The following is a 23870-nucleotide window of genomic DNA, read 5'->3' as shown; positions in this document are numbered from 1 at the left end:
GCTACTCTGTTTTTCTATGGAAAGAATTTGTTCTTTATATAAGGAGGATGATTTTAAAATGACTTGGGAAGAATGTATGGAGACTCTCGGGGTAAACGATTGGTACGGTTGTAAAATGGGTCTTCAACCAACCAGAAATTTATTAAAAAAATGTGGAAATCCGGAAAATAAGCTTCGGTTTATCCATATTGCCGGCTCCAACGGAAAAGGTTCCGTCGCGAAAAGCCTGCAACAGATTTTAAGCCTTTCCGGTTATAAAACCGGGATGTATATTTCCCCTCATATAGAAATCATGAATGAACGCTACACCATTGACGGAGAAATGATTTCCGATGAGGATTTAAAAAGACTTTGTCTAAAAATGCGGGAGCTAAGCGAAAGCTTGGAAGAGGAGAAACCCAATTCCTTTGAAATGCTGACTGCCCTGGCCTTTTGTTATTTTCTGGAAAAGGGTGTAGATTATGTGGTCCTGGAGGTAGGTCTTGGAGGACGACTGGACGCCACCAATGTTATTCCCCATAAAGAATTGTCCGTTATAGCCCATATCGGTTTGGAACACACCGCTATTTTGGGAGATACTCTGGAAGAAATCGCCCGGGAAAAGGGCGGTATTATTGCAAAAGATACTCCTGTGGTATTAATGCATCAGAAGCCTGAGGTCATGGAAGAGATTCGAAGAATTTGCAAAGAAAAAAATGCAAAGCTACATATTACCAATCCCAAATATTTTCATTCCTATTCCTTCCATATTGATAACGGCTACCAATACTTTTCCTATCGTGAGAGAAAGGAATATGCATTGTCCTTACTGGGGGATTATCAATTGGACAATGCCATGGTCATCTGTGATGCGATAGACTGTCTGAAGGAAAGAGGCATTTCCATTCCTGAGGACTGCGTAAAGCAGGGGCTTATGACAGTTACATGGCCGGGACGATTTGAAATTCTAAAAAAACGTCCTTTGATTATTCTTGATGGAGCCCACAATCCCCAGGCGGTAAACAGTTTGGTTCGCTCTATAGAAATGCTTTTTCCGAACTACAAGAAGAGAATCTTCTTTTCCGTTATGGCGGATAAGGATTATATGACCATGTTGGAGCTTTTAAAAACCAATACTCTAAGCTTTAGTTTCTTCCAGGTAGAAAGCCATAGAGGCCAAAATCCTGAAATCTTAAAGGAGCAATGGCAAGCTCACTTTGATGGAGAAATTCGTTGTCCCGAAAGCTTGGAAGAAGGTCTGGAATGGAATCTGAATGCAGTAAAAAAAGAAGAAGAGAAAACTCTCCTTCTTTGTCTGGGTTCCTTGTATCAGGTAGGACAGATTCGAAATTTCTTTAGAAACTATTATAGCTCCCACTAGGACATCCTATTCGATTTAGCCAAGAAAGTAAGTTCTAAGAAAAAGCACTCTTAGGAATCTTACTCCTCTTCCCATTCCTCCTCTTCATCTACATAGATGGAGGGAAAATATCCTGCCTTACAATACTCTTCTCCTTCTTCATTTTCCAAGAGGGAGAAGCTTTTTTTTGCTTCGGGAAGTCTGTTCATATCCTTAACATAGTAGAGGCATAGCGTATCTCCCTCTAAGTCCATGGAAGGAATCTTTCTTTGGAAAAAGCTTAAAATTTCCCAGGTACTTAATTCACTGTCATAGCCCACCGCCAAAAGAATATCTTTGCTTTCCGATCTTCGAAAATAGCACTTTGCCATGGCTCCTACTGTATTTTCTCCGAAGCTTTCCATATAAGCCAACTGTAGCTCCTGCTCCGGAATCTCCTCGCCCCCATCCAAGTATTGCTCCGCATTTTCAATATAAACCAAAATCCGAGAGAAATACTGATCCTTTAATTGAATAAAATCCATCAGATTGGAAAACGCCGTTTCTCTTGTCACTGCATTTTTCTGTGCATAATCTTCTAATACCTCTTGATACCCTATGGGGATGCTCCATTGATCCATTTTCTTTCCTTTCTTATTTTTCCAAAAATGAGCTTCTATTCCGGGAAAGGGAATTGCTTTTGAGAAATTTGCGTAATTTCTTTGCTTTTCTCTATTATCTTCTTTCCAACCCCTTTCTTTTTTCTACAATATGTTTTACTATACATACTATTCTGAAACAAGTTCATTTTTGTTTTCCTAAATAAAGGAAATCAGGGAACTTTGAGAGGAGTAGAATCATAGGCTGAGTCAAGGATAAAATGGAGGGATCAAATGAAGCTGCTGGAAGAAAGAATCAAGGCGGATGGACAAGTCAGACCGGGAAATATTTTAAAGGTGGATAGCTTTTTAAACCATCAGTTGGACGTTTCTCTTTTGGAAGAACTGGGAAAAGAATTCTATGAGCGTTTTAAGGACAAAGGGATTACTCGTATTTTAACCATTGAAGCTTCCGGAATCGCCCTTGCCTGTTGTGCAGCACAGTATTTTCATGTTCCGGTTGTTTTTGCCAAAAAAGCAAAGAGTAAAAATCTTGACGGCGATCTTTACACCTCCACTGTACATTCTTTTACCTACAATAAAGATTTCACCGTAACCCTTTCCAAGAAATTCTTGGGACCTGAGGACAAGGTTTTGCTGATTGACGATTTCCTGGCTGTAGGAAAGGCCATGAGAGGTCTTATTGATATCTGTAAGCAGGCCAATGCGGAAATTTCCGGCATCGGTATTGCCATCGAAAAAGGCTTCCAGTGCGGTGGTAAGGAACTTAGAGAAATGGGGCATGAAGTTTATAGTTTGGCCATCATTGATGAGATGACAGATGATGGAAATATTACTTTCAGAGAGACTCCATAAAAATGATGCATAAGTAAAGGGCTAAAAAATCAAAATATTTTGATTTTTTCAGCCCTTTTTTCTCTACTCTTCTTTCTGAAGAATTTCATTCATTTTGCTAAGAACCGCTTTTTCTTCCTTCTTAAAAGAATCTTCTTCTATTTTTTCAACACCGTCTTTTTCTTTCTCTTTCTCTTTAATTATCTTTTCCAAGCGGAACCACATGATTTTATAGATAACCGCTGTAAGAATTACGATAAACAAGAAAGATAAAAGCAGGAAGGGAAGGAGCCACTTGGCATTGATGGCAATCGCCAACACCACACTTCTATTCATTTAACTGCGCCTCTCTCCCAAAACAAAAGCAAAGCTTGTAACAACACCGTCTTTATTCTGCTTAATATTTTGCATGGACAAAGTCGGCAGGAAGGATACGGCGTCCTTTGCGGTAATGCTGGGCAGATTCTCATCCAAGTAACTCATTATGGCCATCTTAGAAACCTTGATTTCCGTCTCATAAGCCACTTTACCGCTGGCTCTGCCGTTTTTCTTCTGATAGTAAATCTTTGCCGGGAAAAGATAGTAAGAAGACTTTTCTTTTCTCTGTTTACTTTCCACTACGACGATACTGTCCGGATGAGCGGCATACAAATCAGCGGCTAGGAAGGCACGCCTTCCATCCTCATCAAAATGTACCCCTTCCTTATTTTCCTGATTCCGAAGCATTACGCCATCTTCCCCTACATAGTAAAGATTATCAACCCAGGCATCCTTAATCATATGCCCATCCTGATCGAAGAAGTAGGTCTTTCCTTCCAAGTCCAGACGACCGGTCTGCATGGTTCCATCGGCATTGAGATAGTAGCGCTCTCCTCCGATATCTTGGAAACCGCTTTGCATAATACCATTTTCATCAAAATAGTAGTACTTTCCGGCAATTTCCTTCCATCCGGTGACTCTATCTCCATTTTCATCGATATAGGAACGTCCTCCCTCTTCATCCACAAACTGGGACAGATGATACTTCTCCGGATCCAGACTAATGCTAAAGCTCTTACTGTAGCTTTCTCCCATACTACCGTCACTGGCTTGTGCATAGGCTGTCAAAGTATAATCACCGTTTCGACTCAGCTTTATCGGAGCACGATATTCTTCTTTCTGAATATCCTCTTTTCCTCCGCTTATGCTGTAAATGATTTTCTTTCCACTGCTTTTTAAGCTGATTTCCACAGGGTCGGTAAAACTGTCTCCCTGTAAATCCGATTCCACCTTGGGATCCAAAAGAAACAATGCTGTCTGAACCTCTGTATCCTCCGGATACAGTTTTTTCGCTTCTTCTAAGGCCTTTACCGCCTCCTGATGTCTTCCTGCCTTACCATAGGCCTCTGACAAAAGAAGATAATATTTGCTGTTCTTCGTAAGGTTTTGTGGCATTCCCTCTAAAAGAGCTATAGCCTCTTCTCCCTTTTCAGTCTGAATAAGCTTTGTTCCCTTCTTCAGTAAGTTGTCATATTGGGTAGCGGGCAAGTTTTGATAACAAAGATAAGCAATTCCCAAAACAGGAATAATTGCTAACGGAGCTGCCTTTTTCCATTTCTGCCAGCCCTTTTTCCATTCTCCTACAGAGGTGGGAGGGATGGCTGCCTTATCCTGGAAATCATCAGGATCATCCGGAATTTCCCCCTCAAAAGCAAGCTTTTCCTCCATTTCCTTACGCTTTTCTTGTAAGGAAAGGATTTTCTCCTCCGGCTCTTCTTCCTCTTCCTGTACTTCTTCCCGGAAAAGTCCTCTTTCAATAACTGTAATGGGCTCATCCTCTAAAGGAAATTCCTCTGAAGCCACGGCAGAATCCTCAGGCTGAAGATTCTCTTTTAAAGAATCTCTCTCCTCCGGCTCTTGCTCTTCCACCTGTTGAGAGTCTTCCTGTTGAATCTCGTCCTCGTGAAGGCCTTCCACTTTAGACTCTTCCTTTTTAGGCTCTTCCTCTTTAGACTCTTCCTTTTCAGGCTCTTCCTCTTTAGACTCTTCCTTTTCAGGCTCTTCCTCTTCAGAATCTTCCTCTTCAGAATCTTCTGACCTTATTCCCGCCTCTACCGGATTCTCCTCCGCAATGTCTTCTATTTTAGACTCATTCTGTTCCGGTTCCTGTTCTTTAGTATCCTTAGACAGAGCTTCCTCCGCATCAACAGCTTCTTTCTCGGGATGTCCCGATGCATTCTCCTTCTCTCGGAAAAAAGCTTCAATAAAGCTGGCTTCTTCCTGTTCCTCGGAAAGGGCATCGGTATTAATTTCTTCCTTTTCCTCGGAAAAAGCATCGGTGTTGATTTCTTCCCGGTACTCGGAAAGAGTATCTGTATTGATTTCTTCCGGTTCTCCGGAAAAAGCATCGGTGTTAATTTCTTCCTGGTACTCGGAAAGAGTATCTGTATTGATTTCTTCCGGTTCTTCTGAAAGAGCATCAGTATTGATTTCTTCCGGTCCTCTTGAAAGTGTATCGGCATCTGATTCTTCTTTCTCTTCCGAATCTACAGACTCCTTTACAGCCTCTGCTTGTATAGCTTTCGTATCAAGTTCTTCCTGTGAAGCTTCTTCCTCCGGCGCATATTCCAGCTCTCCGGCCTCTTTTTGTTCCTCCAGGAATTCATCAACATTTTTCTTCAAAGGAAGATTTTCTAAAGACTCTTCCTCGCTCTCCGCCTCTTCCTGTGCCAGCATTTGTTGTTTTAAAAATTCAGGATCCTCATCCTTTTCCGGCTCCGGCTGAACTTCAATGTTTTGAAAGGGGGAGAAAGAAAGATCCAGCAACAAGCCACAGGTAGGACAAAACCGTTGATTTTCTTTTACTTCCGTACCGCAAACTTTACACTTCATGCACTCCTCCTTTTTTCGCTTTAATACAGGACAATGTTCAGGTTTCCATTTTCATATTCAGCCAAGAATACTTCGGAAACAGATTCTACTCCTTGCTCCTTTAGCTTCTCCAAAAGCCATTCTTCTGTTTTGTCTATACTATCTAAGGCTTGCATCTGAACGGTACCGTCCGTAACCAGAGGATACCTTGGGTTTTCCTCTCCTGACATAACCAAAATCAGTTGCCCGTTTTGCTCTAAAACAGCCTGCTTAACCTTCTTAATGCTATAAATATTATTGCTACGCAGTTTAAACATAATATCATGGGCGGTCAGTCCTGCTTTTCTGCAAGCCTCCGTATCCAACTTTCCTCTGGAAATCAGCAGCGCAGGTTCTCCGTCAATTGCCTTTTTTAAAAAAGTATTATTGGTTTTTAACCATCTTATACTAAGAACAAGACAAAACCAAATCATCAGGATAATCATAAATTGTAAAATCCCGATATTTTCGTTATAAATCATACCGCCAATAATACCACCCAATACATAATTCTGTACCTGATCACTGGCAGAGGAAGGCGCTAAATTTCCCTTTCCGGTAAAGTTGATAACCATGACAAGAGACAGAAGTCCCAAAGCCAGTTTTATAGCTATACTAATGTAAGATACAATCATTTACATTTTCTCCACAATTTCCAATTTCATTTTAAAGTTACTGATACTTCTCCGATACAATATTCTTAAAGGAATTACTTTTATTTTTTCTAAACGCTAAAGCTAATTTTCCCATACTACTACATTACAGCTTCTCTTTTTCTTACTTTTGTTCCACATCAACAATTTCTATCTGTGGATTATACAATTCCATTTTCTCCAGAAGAACATCGCTGTCTACTGAAATGATACGATAATACCGGTCATCTTTTGTTTTAACAATTGCCCCGTCCCGGGCTGCCTGTGTATTGATATAGAGCTCGTCCTTATCTACCCCTAAAAGTTCTGAAACCTGCTCAACTACTCTTAAGGCAGTACTATATTGATCATCAATCCTCTTATGACTTTGATAGTTATTAATATGGACTCCGATAGCGATGACCACTAATAAAAGAGCAATTAATGATAGCTCTCTATACTTGCTGGTCTTTTTGTCTCTGAAAGACATAAGCAGTGCAAACAACAATAGAAGTGCCGAAATGGCTGCAAAGGTGATTTGCAGCCAGTTGGTCACTTCTATCCTACTTAATAAATATTCATAGGAATAAAATTTCATATTAGATCTCCGCAATAGCCTCGATTTCGCAAAGAACATTCTTTGGTAAGGTCTTTACTGCCACGCAGGAACGTGCCGGCTTGGAAGTAAAGTACTTCTCATAAATGCTGTTAAAGGTAGCAAAATCAGCCATATCAGCAAGGAAACAAGTGGTCTTGAAAACCTTGGAAATATCACTTCCGCCTGCCTCGATTACAGCCTTAACATTCTTGCAGCTCTGCTCAGCCTGTGCTGCGATGTCCGGTCCTGCAACCTCTCCTGTAGCAGGATCTACAGGAATCTGTCCGGAAGCAAATACTAAATTTCCTACAACATAGCCCTGAGAATAAGGTCCGATAGCTGCCGGTGCATTTGTTGTTGATACGTTTTTCATTGTACATCTCCTTTTCTGTGGAAAACAATTGAACATCTTTGATATTATCGCAAATCTTTTGTGAAAATACAAGAAATACTCTATGGCTTCTTTTTTATTTTCTTCCTATTTTTCTCCCTGTTCTATGGAAAAATTATTATTTTTTTCTTATAATCCGGAATTTCTGCCTCTTCTCCTCTTAGGCATTTCCTTCCGACAGCTTTAACATGGCTAAGGTTCCGGTTCTGGCACATTCCAAAATACTCACCGTCTTTAAAGTGTCGAGAAACATCTGGATTCTTTCCGGAGTATCACACATTTCAATCACCATCTGGTTCTTACTAAGCTCCAGAATCTTAGCCCCCAGAATCTGACAGTTTTCCATAATGTCTTTTCGGTTTTCCCGATTATAACGAAGCTTTACCAAAAGTAATTCTCTGGTAATGCCCTGTGTTTCCGTAAAGGTACGAACCTTAATAATATCCAGCTTTTTATTCAGCTGCTTTTCCACCTGTTCCAGTGTCTTTTTCTCGCCGCTGGAGACAATCACCATGTTGGAAACGGAATGATCCTCAGTTTCTCCTACCGTCAAGGAATCGATATTAAAGCATCTTCTCCAGAACAATCCTGCAACCTTTGCCAAAACACCGGACTGGTTTTCCACTAAAATAGAATATATTTTTTTCATCACACTACCTCATGACTGTCAATATACACTTCTAAAATTCCGCCTTCCTTCTTGCTAAGGAACGCAGTGATTTTAGAAGAAACTTCCTCATTTTTTGAAATGGCATCATAGGAAAGTCCGTAGGCCTTAGCCAAAATGGAAAGGTCGGGATTTCCTGTAAGATCCACCATGGTGAAACGGTCATGATAGGTTTTGTGCTGATATTGGTGCACCAAGCCCAATACTCCATTATGGAAGACAATTAGCTTAATGGGGATATTATATTGTTTCATGGTAGCCAATTCCATCATACTCATCTGGAAGGAACCGTCTCCCATAACTGCCACCACCTGCTTCTTCGGATCGGCAAGGTAAGCACCGATAGCTGCCGGCGTAGAATATCCCATCGTACCCATACCGCCTGAAGTAAGGAAGCGCCCGTCTTTCATTTGATAATTGGCACAGGACCACAGCTGATTCTGTCCTACATCGGCCACATAAACCGCGTCCTGATTCAACTGCTTGTTCAGCTCTTCCAGGAAATATTCGGGATGAACCAAATGATTTTTAGTCATTCCCTCTTCTTTCTTCTTTTGAAGAACTTTTTGAATTTCTCCCTTAATATTCTCCAATTCGGAAATCCAGGAGGAATAATGAAATTCTCCCTCTTCCTCCAGGCAGGCATCCAACACGCTGGCAATATCTCCCACCAATGGAATCTCCGGTCCTGCATTCTTTCCGATTTCCGCGGGATCCACGTCGATGTGAATCAAGGTCTTATTATCTGTAATCAAGTCCGGCTGACTAATGGAACGATCTGCTACTCTGGCGCCCATCATAATGATAAGGTCTGCATGATTCATAGCCTTATTTCCGTAGGGCTTTCCGTTATTCCCCACCATACCGAAGAAAAGGGGATCATTTTCCTCCATTACACCAAGTCCCATCATGGTACAAACCACAGGAATATTGAATTTCTTGGAAAATGCCCGAACCCTCTCCTTAGCATCTGCCAGATGTACGCCACCGCCCACGCAAAGAATAGGACGCTTTGTAGCTGCCAATCTCTGGAACATCTTTTTAATCTGCACCGGATTTCCCTGTACCGTAGGCTTGTAGGTTCTCATCTTAACCTCCTCCGGATACTGGAATTTCCGAAGAGAAGCATTTTGTACATCAATAGGGATATCAATCAGAACCGGTCCCTTTCTTCCGGTCATGGCAATATGAAAGGCTTCCTTGAAAATCTTAGGAATTTCCTCTACATTTCGTACGGTATAGCTGTATTTTACAAAGGATTCACAGGCACCGCAAATATCCGCCTCCTGGAATACATCGGATCCCAGTAAAGCACTCTCCACCTGTCCTGTGATTACAACCAAAGGAATACTGTCTGCAAAGGCAGTGGCGATTCCTGTGATAATGTTGGTAGCACCCGGTCCTGAGGTTACCGCACAGACCCCCGGCTTTCCGCTGATTCTGGCATACCCGTTGGCTTCGTGGGCTGCATTCTGTTCCGTACGCACCAAAATGGAACGGATTTCGCTGTCTTCCAAACTATCATAAAAGGGACATATCGCTACCCCGGGATAGCCGAAAACAAAGTCCACCTTTTCCAACTCCAAACATTTTACAATGGCAGCAGCTCCTGTCATCTCTCCTCCTACTCTATTTTTCCAATCCTTGGATAAACTCTTTCAACGCTCTAAAGAATAGTAAATCCTCTTTGAATAAAGGCTTGCTTAATTTGCTCAATATGGGCAAAGTCTCTGGTATCAATCTGTAAGGTCAGATGACATCCGTTAATGTCGGAATCCTCCACATTGTTATTGTGATCCACCTTGGTCACATTGGCTCCCTGCTCGGCAATAATCTTGGAAACTTCTTCCAGCTGTCCGGGCTTGTCCAAAAGAGGAATGGTAAGACTTGCTTTTCTTCCGGTTTTTAATAGACCACGGTTAATTACACGGGCCAGGATATTCACATCGATATTTCCGCCGGAAATAACCGCAACGACCTTTTTGCCTTTTACCGGAATCTTATTGAAAAGGACTGCCGCTACGGAAACCGCTCCCGCACCCTCGGAAACAATTTTTTGTCTTTCCATAAGAGTTAAAATCGCTGCGGCAGTTTCATCGTCTGTAACCGTCACCAGCTCATCCACATATTTTTCTACCATGGCATAACTTAAGCTGCCCGGAGATTTTACCGCAATACCATCCGCAAAGGTATGTACTTCTTCCAGACTCTCCAGATGATGATCCTTCACCGCCTGCACCATGGAAGCCGCGCCCTGTGCCTGTACGCCGTACACCTTACATTTTGGATTTAATTTCTTAATTACAAAGGAAATACCGGAAATGAGTCCGCCTCCGCCTACAGGAACGACTACCGCATCCGCATCCTCCAGCTGATCCAAGATTTCCATTCCGATAGTCCCCTGTCCTGCCATAACATCCACATCATTAAAGGGATGAATAAAGACAGATCCATGCTCCTCCTGGAATTTCACCGCCGCTTCATAGGCATCGTCATAAACACCGTCTATCATTTTCACACTGGCCCCGTAGCTTCTGGTAGCCTCCACTTTGGAAATAGGGGCAATGGCCGGTAAAAAGATGGTGGACTTGGTGCCGCTGGCCTGAGCAGCCAAAGCCACTCCTTGGGCATGATTTCCTGCGGAGCAGGCTACCACTCCCTTTTTTCTCTCTTCCTCGGATAGGGTGGATATCTTAAAGTAAGCCCCTCGAATCTTAAAAGAACCGGTATTTTGTAAATTTTCCGTCTTTAAGTATAAATCACAATCTGTTTGAATTCTTGTTGCATGTACCAAATCCGTCTTATGTATTACGGGCTTTAAAACATGGGCTGCCTGATATACCCGATCCAATGTTAATTCCATCTTTCTACTTCCTTTTTCTTTTAAAAAAAGCGGCACAAAATGTGCCGCTGGCCTAGGGCAATTATCTCGCTTGATCCAAATCCTGAACCTGCTTCCATCCCATCTTCTGACGTAAATCCTGACCTGTCTTGGAAGCCAAGGTTTCTGCATGTTCCTCTCTCATTGCTAAGAAGTGAGGTCTTCCTGCCTGGTTCTCCAAAATCCAATCCTTCGCAAAGGTTCCATCCTGAATATCGGAAAGAATCTGCTTCATTGCCTTCTTTGCTTCCTCACCGATAATCTTTGGTCCTGCGGTGTAATCGCCGTACTCTGCTGTATCGGAAATGGAGTAACGCATTCCCTCAAATCCTGCATTAAAAATCAGGTCTACAATCAGCTTCATCTCATGTACACACTCGAAATATGCATTTTCCGGCTTATAACCTGCCTCAACAAGAGTATTGAAGCCTGCCTCCATTAAAGCGCAAACACCACCGCAAAGTACAGCCTGCTCTCCGAAAAGGTCTGTCTCTGTCTCTTCCTTAAAGGTTGTCTCTAAGATTCCGCCTCTTGCACCGCCGATAGCAGCTGCATAAGCCTTAGCCACATCCATAGAGTTTCCGGAATAATCCTGCTCACAAGCTACAAGGCAGGGAACACCCTTTCCGTCTACATACTGAGAACGAACGGTATGTCCCGGTCCCTTGGGTGCAACCATGATAATATTTACATTCTTTGGAGGAACAATGGCATGATAATGAATGTTGAATCCGTGAGCAAAAGCAAGAGTCTTACCTTCACTTAAGTTTGCCTGAATCTGATCCTTGTATAGCTTAGCCTGCTTCTCGTCATTTACCAAAATCATGATAATATCGGACTTCTTTACAGCCTCATCTGTGTTGTATACGGTAAAGCCGTCTTCTCTTGCCTTATCAGCAGACTTGGAACCTTCATAAAGACCGATGACTACATCCACACCGCTGTCCCGTAAATTCAGGGCATGAGCATGACCCTGAGAGCCATAACCGATCACGGCAACCTTCTTACCGTTTAATAACTGTAAGTCACAATCCTTCTCATAGTACATAATAGCCATTGTTTTCTCTCCTTCTATACTTTTCCCCATAAGGGGATCCCTTGGAACAAATGCAGGGACTTTCCTTAAAGCACTGTTCCGCCTCTCTATTGTGAAGCCGAATTCCGGCATTTCACGACTTTATTCACCATCCATCTCCGAAAGAAGCTCTACCTTCCGTACGTCATATAATTTCTCCAACTGAGAAATTACCTGAGTACGCATATAGTCATCCCCGGTGGAAACGATTTCAATCTTGGTACACCCGGGAATTTCTGTAGGGCCGGCTTGGATAGATTCAATATTGTAAGCTCTTTTACAGTAAAGTCCTGTAATCCGATTCAAAACGCCGAAGCGGTTATTCACAAAAAGGTCAATGGTAAACTTCTTCATCTTTCCTCCCCTCCTTATAAAATAATATCATCCACGGATTTTCCGGGAGGAATCATCGGAAGCACCTTTTCATCCGGATTAATGGAGCAATTAATCAATATTGGTCCGTTATAATGCTCTCTTTCCTTTAAAGCGTCTTCCAGCTCCTTGCAATTTTTTGCATTAAAGCCTTTTCCGCCGTAAGCTTCCATCAGCTTTACAAAGTCCGTGCTTCTATCCAAAACCGTTTCGGAATAACGCTTTCCGAAAAAGGCTGTCTGCCACTGTCTCACCATACCCAAAACTCGATTGTTCATCAGAATAATGGTAATCGGTAGATTTTCATGAACCGCTGTACAAAGCTCGTTACAGTTCATGCCGAAGGAACCCTCGGAAGTAATTAAAACGGTATGAGCCTTCTTTCTTCCAAAACAAGCTCCGATGGCTGCCCCTAAGCCATACCCCATGGTTCCCAATCCGCCGGAGCTTAGGAAGGTTCTGCCTTTTTCAAAACGATAGTACTGTGCTGTCCACATCTGATGCTGTCCCACATCGGTAGCTACCACTGTATCGTCTTCCGTATACTTCCGTAAAGTCTCCAAGATATGCTTGGGATGGAAATCTCCCTCCACTTTACTCTTGGTTTTTTCGAAGCCATGGATTTCTTCCCACCACTTAGGATGCTTTTGCTCCTTCAACTTTGGAAGAATTTCTTTAATCCACTTCTTCACATCTCCTTGTACGGAATAATCCGGACTTATGTTCTTCCCGATTTCCGCCTTATCGATGTCTACATGAATGACTTTACAATTTTGGGTATACCGGGCAATATTTCCGGTGGCACGATCGGAAAAACGAACTCCTAAAGCAAGCAAAACATCACATTCCGACTGGGTTTTTGCCGCCACATAGCTTCCGTGCATTCCCACCAAACCAAGACTCAAGGGATGAGAGTCGGGAAATGCTGTCCTTCCCATAATACTGACGGTAACCGGAATATTCAGCTTCTCCGCCAAGGCAATCAGCTCTTTCTCCGCCTTAGCCGCCGTAATACCTCCACCGGCATAAATTAATGGTTTCTTCGCCTGACTCAGTAAGGCAATAACCCCTTCCTGATCATAGGGAAGCTTCGGCTTATCCGGCATCTTCGGAAGAACGGCTACTCCATATTCACATTCACTAATCTGTACGTCCTTAGGGATATCAATAAGTACCGGACCTTTTCTTCCGGAATTGGCAATTTGAAAAGCCTCTTTAATCGTCTGCTCCAGCTCCGTAACATCCTTTACCATGAAGTTATGCTTCACCACAGGCTGGGTAATGGATACGATATCCACCTCCTGGAAGCTGTCTCTTCCCAGTGCTTCCGTGGCTACATTGCCGGTAATGGCCACCATAGGAACGGAATCCAGATAAGCATTGGCAATGCCCGTTACCAGATTCGTAGCTCCCGGACCGGAAGTCGCAATAACCACGCCAACCTTACCACTGGCTCTGGCATAGCCGTCTGCAGCATGGGCTGCCCCCTGCTCATGGGCGGTAAGAACATGATGAATCCGATCCTTACACTTATACAGCTCATCATAAATCTGTAAAACTGCGCCTCCGGGATAGCCGAATACGGTATCCACCCCCTGATGAATCAACTCTTCAATTAATAGCCTTGCCCCTGATAATTTCATTTTCTCTCCCGTTTCATTGAAAAAGCCTTACAGCGTAACGCTGTAAGGCTAAAGGCTCAAATCATGTCTTTATCTTTCAAAAGTGGCGTTACGCAAACAAACATTATCGTGTAAGACAATAATGACTGCAAGAATCATAATAATTGCCAGCCAAATGTTCTGCATAACCCTTTCCTCCTTGAAAAATATGAAGGAATTATCCCATAGGCTTATTTCTCTGTCAAGAAACTTTTCATTATATCTGCTATAACTTTTGCATTTTTTATGATTCTGTGGGGTTTACGCTACCCATGCTCCACTTTGATTTACATAATAGCCGTCCGGTGTTCTGGTATTGCTGAGCATCGCACCGTCTGCACCAAGATAATACCAAATTCCGTTGGTCTGTACCCAACCGGTCTTCATATAGCCGGACTTATTGAAATAATACCACTTTCCGTTAATCATCTTCCAAGTATTGGCAGGATAAGAACGGTCCGGATTTAAGAACCACCAACCATTTGCATCTAAAATCCAACGTCCATTCTCCGTACCGCCTTGAGAAGAGCTTGCTCTCATCTCCAGTTCTTCGGAGCTTACCCAGTCTCCATAGCTTCCGTAAGCATAGGCTCTAATCTTGTAGCTGTAGTTTCCGTTCTGGGTAATCGCAGAGCGAAAATCATAGCTGGTTCCGGTAGTTTCTCCGCTGGTGATAAACTGACTTCCTCTATAGAGCTTTACCAGATATTTTTCCGCATTATCCACCCCGGACCATTCTGCCACACCGTTTTCATCTCTCCAGCTTACATCTCCTACTGTCAAGTCACCGGGATTTGCCTTCAGCTTCTTGGTTTTGATGGTGAGGGTGATGGAATTTGCAGTACCTGTAGCCTTTACAAATCCTACCTCAGCTCCGCTAAATTTATAAAAATTCGCAGTCTTTAAATTGTTGGTGTTGAACTTATGCTCGGAATCCGCCTTTAAAATCACCTTGAACTGGGGAGTCGTGTTACTTTTCCAAACATTTCCCTGCATATTCAAAGCGGTTCCTTCATCATTTTGAATGGTGAAGCCGTCATCACCGCTACTTACGGAAATCTTCTTTGCAGCCGACCCGATTTCGATGTCCGAACTGTCAATCTGTAAATTCACCGATCCGATTTCTGCCTTGTTTCCTGCGGCAAAGGCGGAAAATGCGGAGACCGCCATAATACTCATAAACACTGCCATTCCTTTTAAAAATGATTTAGCTTTCATAGAAACCTCCTTTTGTCTATTTGCTATCAAAAGTATAGACAAAAGTCTTTCTTCATGTGTTACAAGTTTTCTGCCATTTCATAAAATTTTCTTTACAGTTTTTCTTTTTAAGTATTTAAAACTGCGATTTTAAGTTTTTTATCATACAAGGCCCTTCAATTTATAACGCGATAGTTCCGTAATCTTTCCATAGCAGTGGATTTTCATGGCTGGCAAAGATTACCGGACGTTTTCTTTGATGGGAAAGCAGATACTCCTCCATTATCTTTCTATTTGCCTTATCCAAGCCTGTAAAGGGTTCGTCCAGAAGCAGGAAGTCAAAGGGAAAAAGCATTGCCCTTAGAAAGCTTAATCGCCTCTTCATTCCCCCGGAATATTTCTCTACTTTTTTTCTGAAATCTTCTTCTTCGAAAAAAACAGTCATTTCTGTTAGAATTTCTTTTTTAGACAGCATCGGCAAAGCAATCTGAAGATTTTCCAATGCGCTACATTTTTCCAGCAGTCGATTTTCCTGAAATAGCATGGAAACCTTAAAGCTCCCCTCTCCTCTGGCTGCCTCCCCGAATAGAAACTGTAGCTCGCCCCGATCCAGTTTTTCCAGAGAAGCCAAAATCCGAAGTAAGCTGGTCTTCCCTTTTCCGGATTCACCGGAAATTCTATAAAGAGAATGTTTGTGAAAATCCATTTGGCAGGAAAAATTGGAAAAAAGGACTTTTTCTCCAAAGCGCTTCTCTCCATTTTCAATTCGAATCTCCATTACGCACATCCCTTCCTGCACAAGCCCTTAATCAGCAGTATTACCAGGATTTCCCAGCACTGAGACAAGGCAATAATCACGATACTCCAGGCAAAGACATCCGCCATTTCCAGGCTCACCTTGGCCTCCATCAACTGATAGCCTATACTTTTCCCCACTTGACCAATCAGCTCCGCCGCAATTCCGCTCTTCCAGGAAAGTCCCATGGCTAATTTCGCTGCCCCAAGCAATAAGGGATATACTGCCGGAAGATGGATATACCGAAGTCTTCGATATAGGGAAAAATGAAAGACTTCCGCCATTTCCAGTAATTTATGGTCTGTTTTATGAAAGCCCTCCAGAAGGTTAATGTAGAAAATCGGAAAGGACATAAAACCGCTTATAGTGAAAGAAAGCTTGTCTCTTCCCAAAAAGAACAAAAGGATAATGATAAAACTGGCCACCGGTAAACTTCTTAACACAAAAACTCCCGGCTTCAAAAAATCCTCCAACAAAGAATTTCTATAGGAAAGATAAGAAAGGATTAAAGCCAGGAGAAAACTCAGAAGATAGGCCGAGAGAATTCCCCGAGAGCTTTTCCACAGTATTCCGTAGAATTCTTGCTGCTGTAATAGTCGACTTAAGGCTTTAACACTTTCTATAGGTCCAACCAAAAGAAAGGAATTGTTCACCAATCCGGCAAACAATTCCCATAGAAGCAACCAAAATATTATAATTCCCGCTTTACGCCATTGTTTCACATTCTTTCCTTCCTAATAACAGGAATGCATTTCGTTCTTTTCTATATCCAAGCTATGGCTTTCAAAAAGAACTGTCACTTCCCCTCTATTAAGGCTCTGCATAAAATCCCTCTTCCGGTAAGACTCCTCCCACCGACTTCGGATTAGATGCAAAAAGAACTTGATAGTACTGCTCCAAAGCTTTCTTCATCTCTTCTCCGTCAATGAAATGAATATTACAGTTTGGGATAGCCTTGGCAGCCAAAGCTTCCTTCTCCAGGATTCCCTGTTTCACCACAAGTTCTGCCGTCTTCTGAACATCCTTTTCCACAGCGGCAATGCTTTCTTTTTCCTCCTCCAAAAAAGCCTTCACAATTTCAGGGTGTTCCTTGGCATAGGATTTTCTGACAATGGTTACCGCTGTGGGCAACTCTACCCCGTCAAAGGACTTCTTCCACTCCTCTGTAATAGAGATTTTTCTTTGTAAATTACTGTTTTGTAAAAGGGTTGCAGTAGCAAAGGGCTCAGGAAGAATTGCCACGTCGTTGGGATTCACCTGTAAATGCGCTACTGCCTCAGCAGGTTCCGTTACAAAGTTGAGATTTCCCTCCACATTGTTCTTGGAAAGCAGGGCACGAAGCACATACTCCGGTGTGGCTCCCTGTCCCGGCATATAAATATCCTTTCCGGCTAAATCCGCAATGCTGTTCACTTCCTCATTTCCGGTAATCACATACAGGATTCCCAGCGTATTGATATTCAGAACTTCCACATCCTTATCCAGCTTTTGGTATAAAACTGCCGCCATATTGGCCGGAACTGTAGCAATCTGTCCCTTTCCCGCTACAAAATCCGGAAGTAAAGCATCCGGGCTTGCTTCCATTTGAAATTGGTAAGGAAGTTTTTCCTCTTCACTTTTCTCCATCAAATGCACAAGGCCTATGGTAGTGGGTCCCTTAAGGCTTAAAATCGTCGGGCCTTCTCCTGTCTCAGTCTTATTCTCTGCCTTAGATTCTTCCGCATTTTCAGAACTTTCTACCGAAGAGCTCTTTTCTTCTACAGCAGGAGTAGATCCCTTCTTTGCTTCCGTAGAGCTCTCTCCGCCCTTTGTACAGGCAAAAAGACCAAGGCAAAGAAGACAAAGTAACAGCCATTTCCAAAGATTTCTTTTCATATACATCCTTTCTTCTTGAACTGTAAATATAATTTTACCGCTATCCTGCCATAATTTTCCCTCTTCATTCAGCAGCGGGTACACCGAGTAAATTTACTCTATTAAAAAACAATCTTCAATAAATCCAAAGGCTTTTCAATGAAATAATTTGCCGTTTCGATTTCTTTTCGTTCTCCATAGCCGTAGAGCGCTGCCACAGAGTCGATTCCTGCATCCTTCGCCCCTTGAATATCGTAAACGGTATCTCCTACCATAAGACAATCTTCTCTTTGAAAACAGCCCTTTTCTATAGCTTGCTCCATCAAGAAACTCTTGTCGGAATGTTGCTCTTTAAGCTCCGTGCCGATTTCCAGAAAAAAATAAGGGGATAAACCAAAGTGGGCTATAATCTGAGTGGCAAAAAACAGAGGCTTAGAGGTTAAAAGCACCAGCTTCTTCCTTCCTTCATGCATCTTCTTCATGCATTCCTCCATCCCGGGATATAAAAAGGCGTCATACATTCCCTTCTCAGGATAATATTCCCGATAATAAGAAATGGCTTCTTTAGCCTTTTCTTCGGAAAAACCGTAGAATCGCATAAAAGAATCCTGCAAGGAAGGTCCCACAAATCTTCTCAGCTTTTCCTCCGGTTCATTGGGCAAGGAAAAATGATCCAAGGCATATTGCACCGACTTCATAATTCCGGAGCCGGAATCCATAATGGTTCCGTCCAGATCCAAAAATATATTCTGATACTTCTTTTTCATAAGTACTTCTTCTCCCTTTTCTCTACTGTTACTTTCTGCCCTTTAAGTCCTTTTGCTTCAAACAGAAATATCATCCCCTACTCTTTTAATCCTTCGGTCTCATATAGAAATGCCCGGTAATATCCTGAGAACGAATGGTGTTCACAAAGGACTTCGGATCAATCTCGTTAATCTTCATTTTCACCTTCTTGATATCCGCTGAAGAAATCACAGAATACACCATATAATGGTCTTTTCTTTCAAATGCTCCCATGGCGTGCATAATAGAGGCGCCGTGATGACAGACCTCATGGATTCCCGCTGCTATTTCATTGGGATAATCCGTAATCACAAAAAGCGTAAGCTTTTGATAATTTCTGTAAAGCGCGGAAATGGTTTGTGTAGACACATATTGGAATATGATGGAGTATAACGCCTTCTCCCAACCGAAAAGATATCCGGCAACAGCCAAAAGGGCGGCGTTAAAATAGAAAATCAAATTCCAGGTGTCCACTCCCTTTTTCTGAGACAGATAAATCGCAATAAAATCCGTTCCCCCGGAAGTGGCATCCATCCTGAGGCAAAGCGTAATGGCACAGGCATTTAAGATTCCTCCAAAGATAGATATTAAAAGCATATCCGAGGTAATGGGCTGTAAATTCACACTATCCGTAACAAAGCCTGTGAATAAAATCATAATCAAAGATAAGATTGTGAATTTTTTTCCCACATACCGAAAGCCGATGTAAACAGGAATAATATTGATAATGATATTCAGTACAGAATACGGAAGCGCTAAGTTAAAATAGCGTAACGCTACTCTTTGTAACAGGACTGTGAGTCCCGTGGCACCTCCCGGAAAAAGTCCTCCGGCTGAAACGAAGGTTTTCAAGTTTAAAGCCAACAAGGTGGCTCCCGCCAAAACGCCAAGTAGCCTTTTTATATCTCTTTTCGTATCAAATTTCATAACACCCCTCCAAGATTAGTCTTTTCATTCTAACATTCTCTTTCTCTTTTGCCTAGGGTTCAGAGGGAATGTCTTTAGGAATGTCTTTTGTTAAATCTTGTTGCCGGTTATTTTTAATTTCAGCGAATGCACTGATATTTCTTAACAATTTCGATAGGAAGTCCTAATTGCATAGAAGTTATCTTGTAAGCAAAAGGAAGATTTGGTATACTTTTTTGCCGTAGTATCTAGAAAAGCTGAGGAGAAAAACATGTCCAACCAAAAAGATTATAGAAGTTCCAAAGGGTCACAGAAAAAGAAGTCCGGCTTTCTTTCCATACTTCTTCATTATGTCCTGCCTTATCTGGTGATTAATTCCATTATTTTGTTTTTTGTTTTAGCGACTCCTAAGTTAAAGGTGAATGAAGCCACGGAAACGGATGATCCTGCTGTAAGAACTCTTTTGGTTCATGTGGATTCCATTCTTCCTATTAAAGAGTTCACCGCAAAATTAGAAGGAAAAGAGCAAAATTTCACAAAGGAAAATCAAAATTACATCATTTCTCTTACCGGAAATGGAAATCTTCGAATTTCCGCAAAATCCATCAACGGAATGATGCAAGTCAGCAATACCCAAATCAATAGTTTTGATGAAAATCCTCCCGTCATCGATGAGGATAATGTTGTTCTCGGCTCCGGATATGTTGAGTTTACTGTAAGCGATGATCAGTCCGGAGTGGATTATGCCACAATTTACGGAATCGATAAGGATGGAGACAATCTTAAACCCACCAACATTGATGAAGCTACCGGCAAGGTGACATTTTCCATGAAAAGTAATGGACTTACCGTGTATGTTTCTGACAAATCGGGAAATCAGGTGACCGGTAACTTCACTTTAGAAGAATCTCCTTATCCGAAAACCAAGGCGGATGAAGAAACTGCTAAGGACGAAGATAGCAAGAACGAAAACAGCAAGAACGAAAACAGCAAAAACAAAGACAGTAAGAGCAACACACATAACGGTAAGTCAGGAAATAAGGAGGAGGAAAGCAGCTCTGAAAAAACCGGCTCTTCCAAAAATCATACCGGTGATAATTCCGAAAAGAACAGCTCCGAAAAGAACAGCTCCGAAAAGAGCTCTTCCAAGAATACTTCGGAAAAGAATTCCTCTCACGATAACAGCAAGAGTAGTTCCGGAAAAAGCAAGTCAAACTAGATAAACTATCATCTATTAGGGAATAGAAAATATCCAGCAGCAAGCTTTTATAGTAAATAAAGAATAGGAGTACAAGGGATGAATCTAGAAAGAATGGAAGAATTATTGTTTTACCGAAATCTTTTAGAAACAGATTTCGTGCAGGATTTAAAGGCAGATGCTCCTTATGCTTCCCTCTCCCGTCTCTTTCAAAATTATTCCACTATGCCAAAGGAAACAAACCTTTGGCATATTTTTCTTGCCGATTTTCTTTTGCAGGACGAAAATTCTCTAAGCTTATCTGCCGAAAAAAAGGGCTGGGAGCATTTCTCTTATCCTGAATTTATCCAAAGAGAAATGGAAATTCTCTATTCTCTCTACCATTTAAATCTGTCTTTCTTCTTTCCAAAGGAACAAAAGGCTATCGACTCTGTATTTAAAGGAAAAGCTGCCAAAACAGAGCATTTTCCCTCCTATTCCTACGAAGCACAGCTGCTTTCCTTTAACAATAAGCTGGAAGCAGCTAAGGATGCTTTAGAATTCTCCTCTATTTTAGAAATGGAGTATAAGGAACATGGCGTAGGACTTTTCCGCTGTCATTCCGCCTTTAGCTTGGAAAAAGAAAATATTTTTGGTACAAGCTCTTCCGAATACTATTTGAAAGGTCTTCCTTTGCAGAAGTATCCCGGATTCTCCACTCTTTTGGGCTATGAAAAGGAAATTTCCGCCTTGAAAGAAAATACAGAGGCCTTTTTAGCGGGAAAGAAGGCAAACCATGTCCTGCTCTACGGAGATGCGGGAACCGGAAAATCCAGCTGTATGAAGGCGCTTTTGGAAGAATATCAGTCCAAAGGACTCCGCTTTGTTTCTCTTTTCAAAAAGGATCTGGAAGGAATTCCCTTCCTCTTACAGACTCTTAGAGAAAGACCCTATTCCTTTATTCTTTATTTTGATGACCTTTCCTTTGAGAATTTTGAAGTGGAATATAAACTGCTGAAGGCCGTAATGGAGGGCGGTTTAGAGGGAAGAGCAGACAATATCCTGCTTTACGCTACCTCCAACCGAAGACATCTGGTAAAAGAAAATCTTTCCGATAAAAATGATATCGAATATCAGGAAGACCTGCACCATTCCGATACCACAGAGGAAAAACTTTCCCTGGCAGATCGTTTTGGTCTTTCCATCCTCTTCCAAAAGCCGGCCTATACCCTTTATCAGAAAATCGTACTTTCTCTGGCCAATAAATACAAGCTTTCCATTTCTGAGGAGAAGATTCTGACCATGGCCAATGCCTGGTCTATCCGAAGAGGAGCCGCCACAGGACGAACAGCAGAACAATTTATCCAGTCTTTACTGGTACAGAAAAAGGACTAGGATTTTCCTCCTCCAGCATCTCCTCATAACCCTTTAGGGCAGCAAAGGGAGCAAATTGTGCCGCTCGACTTTCCTTGGACATCCTCTTCCGAAGAAGGGGGATGGGATAGGTGGTGTATAAAATGGATTGATAGGAGATTTCTCCTATCTTTTCTTTTTTTCTATCTTTCATAATCCTCTTCTTCCACTATATTCTTCGCTATAGTTGCTTCCTCCTTTCTCCTGATAGAAGCCATGTCCGAAACGCCGCTACTATGGCCTCCAATCTGTCGGTTCCGCTCCCTCCCTCTGGCTCCCTCCAGATACTGGTAGCCCTTCAGTAAGGCATTCTTTCCGAATTTCTCCATTACCGCTAAAGCTGCTCCTCTAGCCTTCTCCTCCTTTTCCAGAAACTGCCTCTTTTCTGTAAGCTCCTGCTCTTTCTCAGCCGAGGTCAAAAAATGCTGAAACAAATCCAGCTGCCCCTCCGGTAAGGCTTCACAGTCCCTTACATCCTCTGCGGAAATACTGAGCTTTCTAATTCTTAATCTTCTGTCCATAATCCTGTCATAGATATCCAAAACCGCCTCTCGAAAGGCTCTGCCCTGATTGCTTCTTTTCGGAAAATGATAGAGACCATGGACCGATTTCGGTACTCTTTTTCCATAGTGATTCCGAACAAGATTCCCCTCATAGCTTTCTCCCCCATTCTCTTCATCAAAGGAGAGATAGAGCTGTACAAAGGCGGAATCCTTCCCTTTCTTCAGTAAATCCAGCGCCAAATCCTCCGCCATCTCCTCTGCCACCATCCTTCCCTCGGAAAAGCCGTAGGGAGACGGCAACACTTGCCCGCTATGCAGGCTATTGCTTTTACTGTGAAAGGCCTTAATATCCTCTATCTTGCAAGTTTCATAGCCAAAGGCATGGTCAATCAAAAGCTCTGCCTGTATTCCAAAAAGCTTATACAGGAGTGCCTGATTTTTCTTTTCTTTACTGCCGGAAAGAGCCGCCATGGCAATATCTCCCATAGTATAGATTCCATAGTGAGCCAAACGATTCTCAATTCCTCGGCCAATCCGCCAAAAATCATGGAGGGGCTTATGCTGCCAAAGACTTTCCCGATAAGATTGCTCCGTCAACATAGCCAAACGAATCCCTTCCTTAGAGGCTTGCATGTGTTTTGCTTCGATATCCATAGCTACCTTGGCCAGATAGAGATTCTCCCCTAAACCGACGGTGGCAATCATCCCTACCTCCTCATAAACTCTTCTGCAAATCTCCTCCGCCAAGGCTCTACTGCTTTTTTGATAAATTCTTTCATAGGGCTTAAGATCCATAAAAACCTCATCCACGGAATAGACGTGAATATCCTCCTTGGAAACAAATTCCAAATACACCTCATAAACACGCCTGCTGTAAGCCATGTATAAAGCCATCCTGGGAGGAGCCGTAATATAGTTTACTGCCAAAAAAGGATAGGCTTTACAATCTGAATCAAAGCAGGACTTTCCCACAAGAGGCTGTCCTCCGTAAAGCTTCGACCTTTGATAATTGATCTTTCGTACCTTTTCTACCACCTCAAAAAGTCTGGCTCTTCCCGGAACACCGTAAGCCTTTAGGGCAGGACTTACTGCAAGGCAGATGGTTTTTTCCGTCCTTTCTCCATCCGCCACCACCAAATAAGCATCCATAGGATCCAAGCCTCTTTCTCTGCACTCGCAGGAAGCATAAAAAGACTTTAAATCAATGGCCATATAGTGACATTTTCTTTCCTTTTGCACTTCCCCATACACATCCATGGCTCTATCTCCATTCTTCTTCCTTTCTTCTCTTATTCTAAAA

At 42.3% G+C, this 23870-nt stretch carries 24 protein-coding genes; 4 read left to right on the top strand and 20 right to left on the bottom strand.

The genetic code is table 11. The features are described from left to right. Positions 1-58: 58 nt before the first annotated feature. The gene (locus HNQ46_RS09505; RefSeq protein WP_243155903.1) at positions 59-1360 is read left to right on the top strand and encodes a bifunctional folylpolyglutamate synthase/dihydrofolate synthase; all 1302 of its coding nucleotides are present in this window, start codon (positions 59-61) and stop codon (positions 1358-1360) included. A 59-nt stretch (positions 1361-1419) separates the two neighbouring features. On the opposite strand, the gene HNQ46_RS09500 is transcribed toward HNQ46_RS09505, so the two are convergent. Further along, positions 1420-1959, bottom strand: a complete 540-nt coding sequence (locus HNQ46_RS09500; protein ID WP_183684474.1) for a hypothetical protein — start codon at positions 1957-1959, stop codon at positions 1420-1422. Between the two features lie 252 nt (positions 1960-2211). Here HNQ46_RS09500 and HNQ46_RS09495 point away from each other — a divergent pair, with 252 nt between their 5' ends. Continuing rightward, on the top strand, positions 2212-2793 hold the full coding sequence (locus HNQ46_RS09495) for a xanthine phosphoribosyltransferase (RefSeq protein ID WP_183684473.1): 582 nt from the start codon (positions 2212-2214) through the stop codon (positions 2791-2793). 63 nt (positions 2794-2856) lie between these two features. Here HNQ46_RS09495 and HNQ46_RS09490 read toward each other — a convergent pair whose 3' ends face one another. The 17 genes from HNQ46_RS09490 to HNQ46_RS09410 form a co-directional block, all read right to left on the bottom strand. Continuing rightward, positions 2857-3108 (bottom strand): hypothetical protein, encoded by a 252-nt coding sequence (locus HNQ46_RS09490; RefSeq protein WP_183684472.1) that lies wholly within the window; start codon positions 3106-3108, stop codon positions 2857-2859. Beyond that, a complete protein-coding gene (locus HNQ46_RS09485) occupies positions 3109-5643 on the bottom strand; it encodes a cell wall-binding protein (protein WP_183684471.1) in 2535 nt (844 codons plus the stop codon). 20 nt (positions 5644-5663) lie between these two features. Further along, positions 5664-6296, bottom strand: a complete 633-nt coding sequence (locus tag HNQ46_RS09480) for a DUF421 domain-containing protein (RefSeq protein WP_183684470.1) — start codon at positions 6294-6296, stop codon at positions 5664-5666. A 142-nt stretch (positions 6297-6438) separates the two neighbouring features. Further along, a complete protein-coding gene (locus HNQ46_RS09475) occupies positions 6439-6891 on the bottom strand; it encodes a DUF3290 family protein (protein ID WP_183684469.1) in 453 nt (150 codons plus the stop codon). A 1-nt stretch (position 6892) separates the two neighbouring features. After that, positions 6893-7264: a RidA family protein gene (locus HNQ46_RS09470; protein WP_183684468.1), complete on the bottom strand. Its 372-nt coding sequence runs from the start codon at positions 7262-7264 to the stop codon at positions 6893-6895. A gap of 178 nt (positions 7265-7442) precedes the next feature. Continuing rightward, the gene (gene ilvN, locus HNQ46_RS09465) at positions 7443-7931 is read right to left on the bottom strand and encodes an acetolactate synthase small subunit (RefSeq protein WP_007156250.1); all 489 of its coding nucleotides are present in this window, start codon (positions 7929-7931) and stop codon (positions 7443-7445) included. Then, positions 7931-9565: a biosynthetic-type acetolactate synthase large subunit gene (ilvB, locus tag HNQ46_RS09460; RefSeq protein WP_183684467.1), complete on the bottom strand. Its 1635-nt coding sequence runs from the start codon at positions 9563-9565 to the stop codon at positions 7931-7933. Before ilvB (HNQ46_RS09460) ends, ilvN (HNQ46_RS09465) begins: the two co-directional genes overlap by 1 nt. A gap of 50 nt (positions 9566-9615) precedes the next feature. Then, the gene (gene ilvA / locus HNQ46_RS09455) at positions 9616-10812 is read right to left on the bottom strand and encodes a threonine ammonia-lyase (protein ID WP_183684466.1); all 1197 of its coding nucleotides are present in this window, start codon (positions 10810-10812) and stop codon (positions 9616-9618) included. 61 nt (positions 10813-10873) lie between these two features. Further along, positions 10874-11887, bottom strand: coding sequence for a ketol-acid reductoisomerase (gene ilvC / locus HNQ46_RS09450; protein WP_040648345.1), 1014 nt, complete (start codon positions 11885-11887; stop codon positions 10874-10876). A gap of 120 nt (positions 11888-12007) precedes the next feature. Next, the gene (ilvN, locus tag HNQ46_RS09445; RefSeq protein ID WP_007156254.1) at positions 12008-12259 is read right to left on the bottom strand and encodes an acetolactate synthase small subunit; all 252 of its coding nucleotides are present in this window, start codon (positions 12257-12259) and stop codon (positions 12008-12010) included. 14 nt (positions 12260-12273) lie between these two features. After that, complete coding sequence (gene ilvB, locus HNQ46_RS09440; RefSeq protein ID WP_183684465.1) at positions 12274-13920, bottom strand: biosynthetic-type acetolactate synthase large subunit; 1647 nt, start codon at positions 13918-13920, stop codon at positions 12274-12276. Between the two features lie 279 nt (positions 13921-14199). Next, on the bottom strand, positions 14200-15156 hold the full coding sequence (locus HNQ46_RS12185; protein ID WP_183684464.1) for a hypothetical protein: 957 nt from the start codon (positions 15154-15156) through the stop codon (positions 14200-14202). A 160-nt stretch (positions 15157-15316) separates the two neighbouring features. After that, the gene (locus tag HNQ46_RS09430) at positions 15317-15913 is read right to left on the bottom strand and encodes an ABC transporter ATP-binding protein (protein WP_183684463.1); all 597 of its coding nucleotides are present in this window, start codon (positions 15911-15913) and stop codon (positions 15317-15319) included. Continuing rightward, positions 15913-16653, bottom strand: coding sequence for an ABC transporter permease (locus HNQ46_RS09425; protein WP_183684462.1), 741 nt, complete (start codon positions 16651-16653; stop codon positions 15913-15915). Before HNQ46_RS09425 ends, HNQ46_RS09430 begins: the two co-directional genes overlap by 1 nt. Before the next feature lie 88 nt (positions 16654-16741). Continuing rightward, complete coding sequence (locus tag HNQ46_RS09420; RefSeq protein ID WP_183684461.1) at positions 16742-17806, bottom strand: ABC transporter substrate-binding protein; 1065 nt, start codon at positions 17804-17806, stop codon at positions 16742-16744. 101 nt (positions 17807-17907) lie between these two features. After that, positions 17908-18552, bottom strand: a complete 645-nt coding sequence (locus HNQ46_RS09415) for an HAD hydrolase-like protein (RefSeq protein ID WP_183684460.1) — start codon at positions 18550-18552, stop codon at positions 17908-17910. Between the two features lie 85 nt (positions 18553-18637). Beyond that, complete coding sequence (locus HNQ46_RS09410; protein WP_183684459.1) at positions 18638-19498, bottom strand: YitT family protein; 861 nt, start codon at positions 19496-19498, stop codon at positions 18638-18640. A 250-nt stretch (positions 19499-19748) separates the two neighbouring features. Here HNQ46_RS09410 and HNQ46_RS09405 point away from each other — a divergent pair, with 250 nt between their 5' ends. Both HNQ46_RS09405 and HNQ46_RS09400 read left to right on the top strand, forming a co-directional pair. After that, entirely contained in the window at positions 19749-20696 is a 948-nt protein-coding gene (locus HNQ46_RS09405; protein ID WP_183684458.1) for a hypothetical protein, read from the top strand. Positions 20697-20774: 78 nt separating this feature from the next. Continuing rightward, complete coding sequence (locus tag HNQ46_RS09400; RefSeq protein ID WP_183684457.1) at positions 20775-22049, top strand: ATP-binding protein; 1275 nt, start codon at positions 20775-20777, stop codon at positions 22047-22049. Here HNQ46_RS09400 and HNQ46_RS09395 read toward each other — a convergent pair. Both HNQ46_RS09395 and HNQ46_RS09390 read right to left on the bottom strand, forming a co-directional pair. After that, positions 22015-22221 carry a hypothetical protein gene (locus tag HNQ46_RS09395; RefSeq protein WP_183684456.1) on the bottom strand — a complete coding sequence of 69 codons (207 nt, stop codon included), beginning with the start codon at positions 22219-22221 and terminating at the stop codon, positions 22015-22017. The two genes, HNQ46_RS09400 and HNQ46_RS09395, sit on opposite strands and share 35 nt — an antisense overlap. Next, positions 22211-23827 (bottom strand): Y-family DNA polymerase, encoded by a 1617-nt coding sequence (locus HNQ46_RS09390; protein WP_243155902.1) that lies wholly within the window; start codon positions 23825-23827, stop codon positions 22211-22213. The genes HNQ46_RS09395 and HNQ46_RS09390 overlap by 11 nt, the downstream gene beginning before the upstream one ends. Positions 23828-23870: the final 43 nt, after the last annotated feature.

It is taken from the genome of Oribacterium sinus (genome assembly GCF_014202695.1).
GTDB lineage: Bacteria > Bacillota > Clostridia > Lachnospirales > Lachnospiraceae > Oribacterium > Oribacterium sinus.
Note: the sequence above shows the minus strand (reverse complement) of the source record. Positions and strands in the feature narration are given on the sequence as shown.

What these genes read in the sequence shown, in the direction of transcription:
- HNQ46_RS09505 (WP_243155903.1), top strand. Translation starts at nt 59, where the DNA reads ATGACTTGGGAAGAATGTATGGAGACTCTCGGGGTAAACGATTGGTAC.
- HNQ46_RS09500 (WP_183684474.1), bottom strand. Translation starts at nt 1,959, where the DNA reads ATGGATCAATGGAGCATCCCCATAGGGTATCAAGAGGTATTAGAAGAT.
- HNQ46_RS09495 (WP_183684473.1), top strand. Translation starts at nt 2,212, where the DNA reads ATGAAGCTGCTGGAAGAAAGAATCAAGGCGGATGGACAAGTCAGACCG.
- HNQ46_RS09490 (WP_183684472.1), bottom strand. Translation starts at nt 3,108, where the DNA reads ATGAATAGAAGTGTGGTGTTGGCGATTGCCATCAATGCCAAGTGGCTC.
- HNQ46_RS09485 (WP_183684471.1), bottom strand. Translation starts at nt 5,643, where the DNA reads ATGAAGTGTAAAGTTTGCGGTACGGAAGTAAAAGAAAATCAACGGTTT.
- HNQ46_RS09480 (WP_183684470.1), bottom strand. Translation starts at nt 6,296, where the DNA reads ATGATTGTATCTTACATTAGTATAGCTATAAAACTGGCTTTGGGACTT.
- HNQ46_RS09475 (WP_183684469.1), bottom strand. Translation starts at nt 6,891, where the DNA reads ATGAAATTTTATTCCTATGAATATTTATTAAGTAGGATAGAAGTGACC.
- HNQ46_RS09470 (WP_183684468.1), bottom strand. Translation starts at nt 7,264, where the DNA reads ATGAAAAACGTATCAACAACAAATGCACCGGCAGCTATCGGACCTTAT.
- ilvN (WP_007156250.1), bottom strand. Translation starts at nt 7,931, where the DNA reads ATGAAAAAAATATATTCTATTTTAGTGGAAAACCAGTCCGGTGTTTTG.
- ilvB (WP_183684467.1), bottom strand. Translation starts at nt 9,565, where the DNA reads ATGACAGGAGCTGCTGCCATTGTAAAATGTTTGGAGTTGGAAAAGGTG.
- ilvA (WP_183684466.1), bottom strand. Translation starts at nt 10,812, where the DNA reads ATGGAATTAACATTGGATCGGGTATATCAGGCAGCCCATGTTTTAAAG.
- ilvC (WP_040648345.1), bottom strand. Translation starts at nt 11,887, where the DNA reads ATGGCTATTATGTACTATGAGAAGGATTGTGACTTACAGTTATTAAAC.
- ilvN (WP_007156254.1), bottom strand. Translation starts at nt 12,259, where the DNA reads ATGAAGAAGTTTACCATTGACCTTTTTGTGAATAACCGCTTCGGCGTT.
- ilvB (WP_183684465.1), bottom strand. Translation starts at nt 13,920, where the DNA reads ATGAAATTATCAGGGGCAAGGCTATTAATTGAAGAGTTGATTCATCAG.
- HNQ46_RS12185 (WP_183684464.1), bottom strand. Translation starts at nt 15,156, where the DNA reads ATGAAAGCTAAATCATTTTTAAAAGGAATGGCAGTGTTTATGAGTATT.
- HNQ46_RS09430 (WP_183684463.1), bottom strand. Translation starts at nt 15,913, where the DNA reads ATGGAGATTCGAATTGAAAATGGAGAGAAGCGCTTTGGAGAAAAAGTC.
- HNQ46_RS09420 (WP_183684461.1), bottom strand. Translation starts at nt 17,806, where the DNA reads ATGAAAAGAAATCTTTGGAAATGGCTGTTACTTTGTCTTCTTTGCCTT.
- HNQ46_RS09415 (WP_183684460.1), bottom strand. Translation starts at nt 18,552, where the DNA reads ATGAAAAAGAAGTATCAGAATATATTTTTGGATCTGGACGGAACCATT.
- HNQ46_RS09410 (WP_183684459.1), bottom strand. Translation starts at nt 19,498, where the DNA reads ATGAAATTTGATACGAAAAGAGATATAAAAAGGCTACTTGGCGTTTTG.
- HNQ46_RS09405 (WP_183684458.1), top strand. Translation starts at nt 19,749, where the DNA reads ATGTCCAACCAAAAAGATTATAGAAGTTCCAAAGGGTCACAGAAAAAG.
- HNQ46_RS09400 (WP_183684457.1), top strand. Translation starts at nt 20,775, where the DNA reads ATGAATCTAGAAAGAATGGAAGAATTATTGTTTTACCGAAATCTTTTA.
- HNQ46_RS09395 (WP_183684456.1), bottom strand. Translation starts at nt 22,221, where the DNA reads ATGAAAGATAGAAAAAAAGAAAAGATAGGAGAAATCTCCTATCAATCC.
- HNQ46_RS09390 (WP_243155902.1), bottom strand. Translation starts at nt 23,827, where the DNA reads ATGGATGTGTATGGGGAAGTGCAAAAGGAAAGAAAATGTCACTATATG.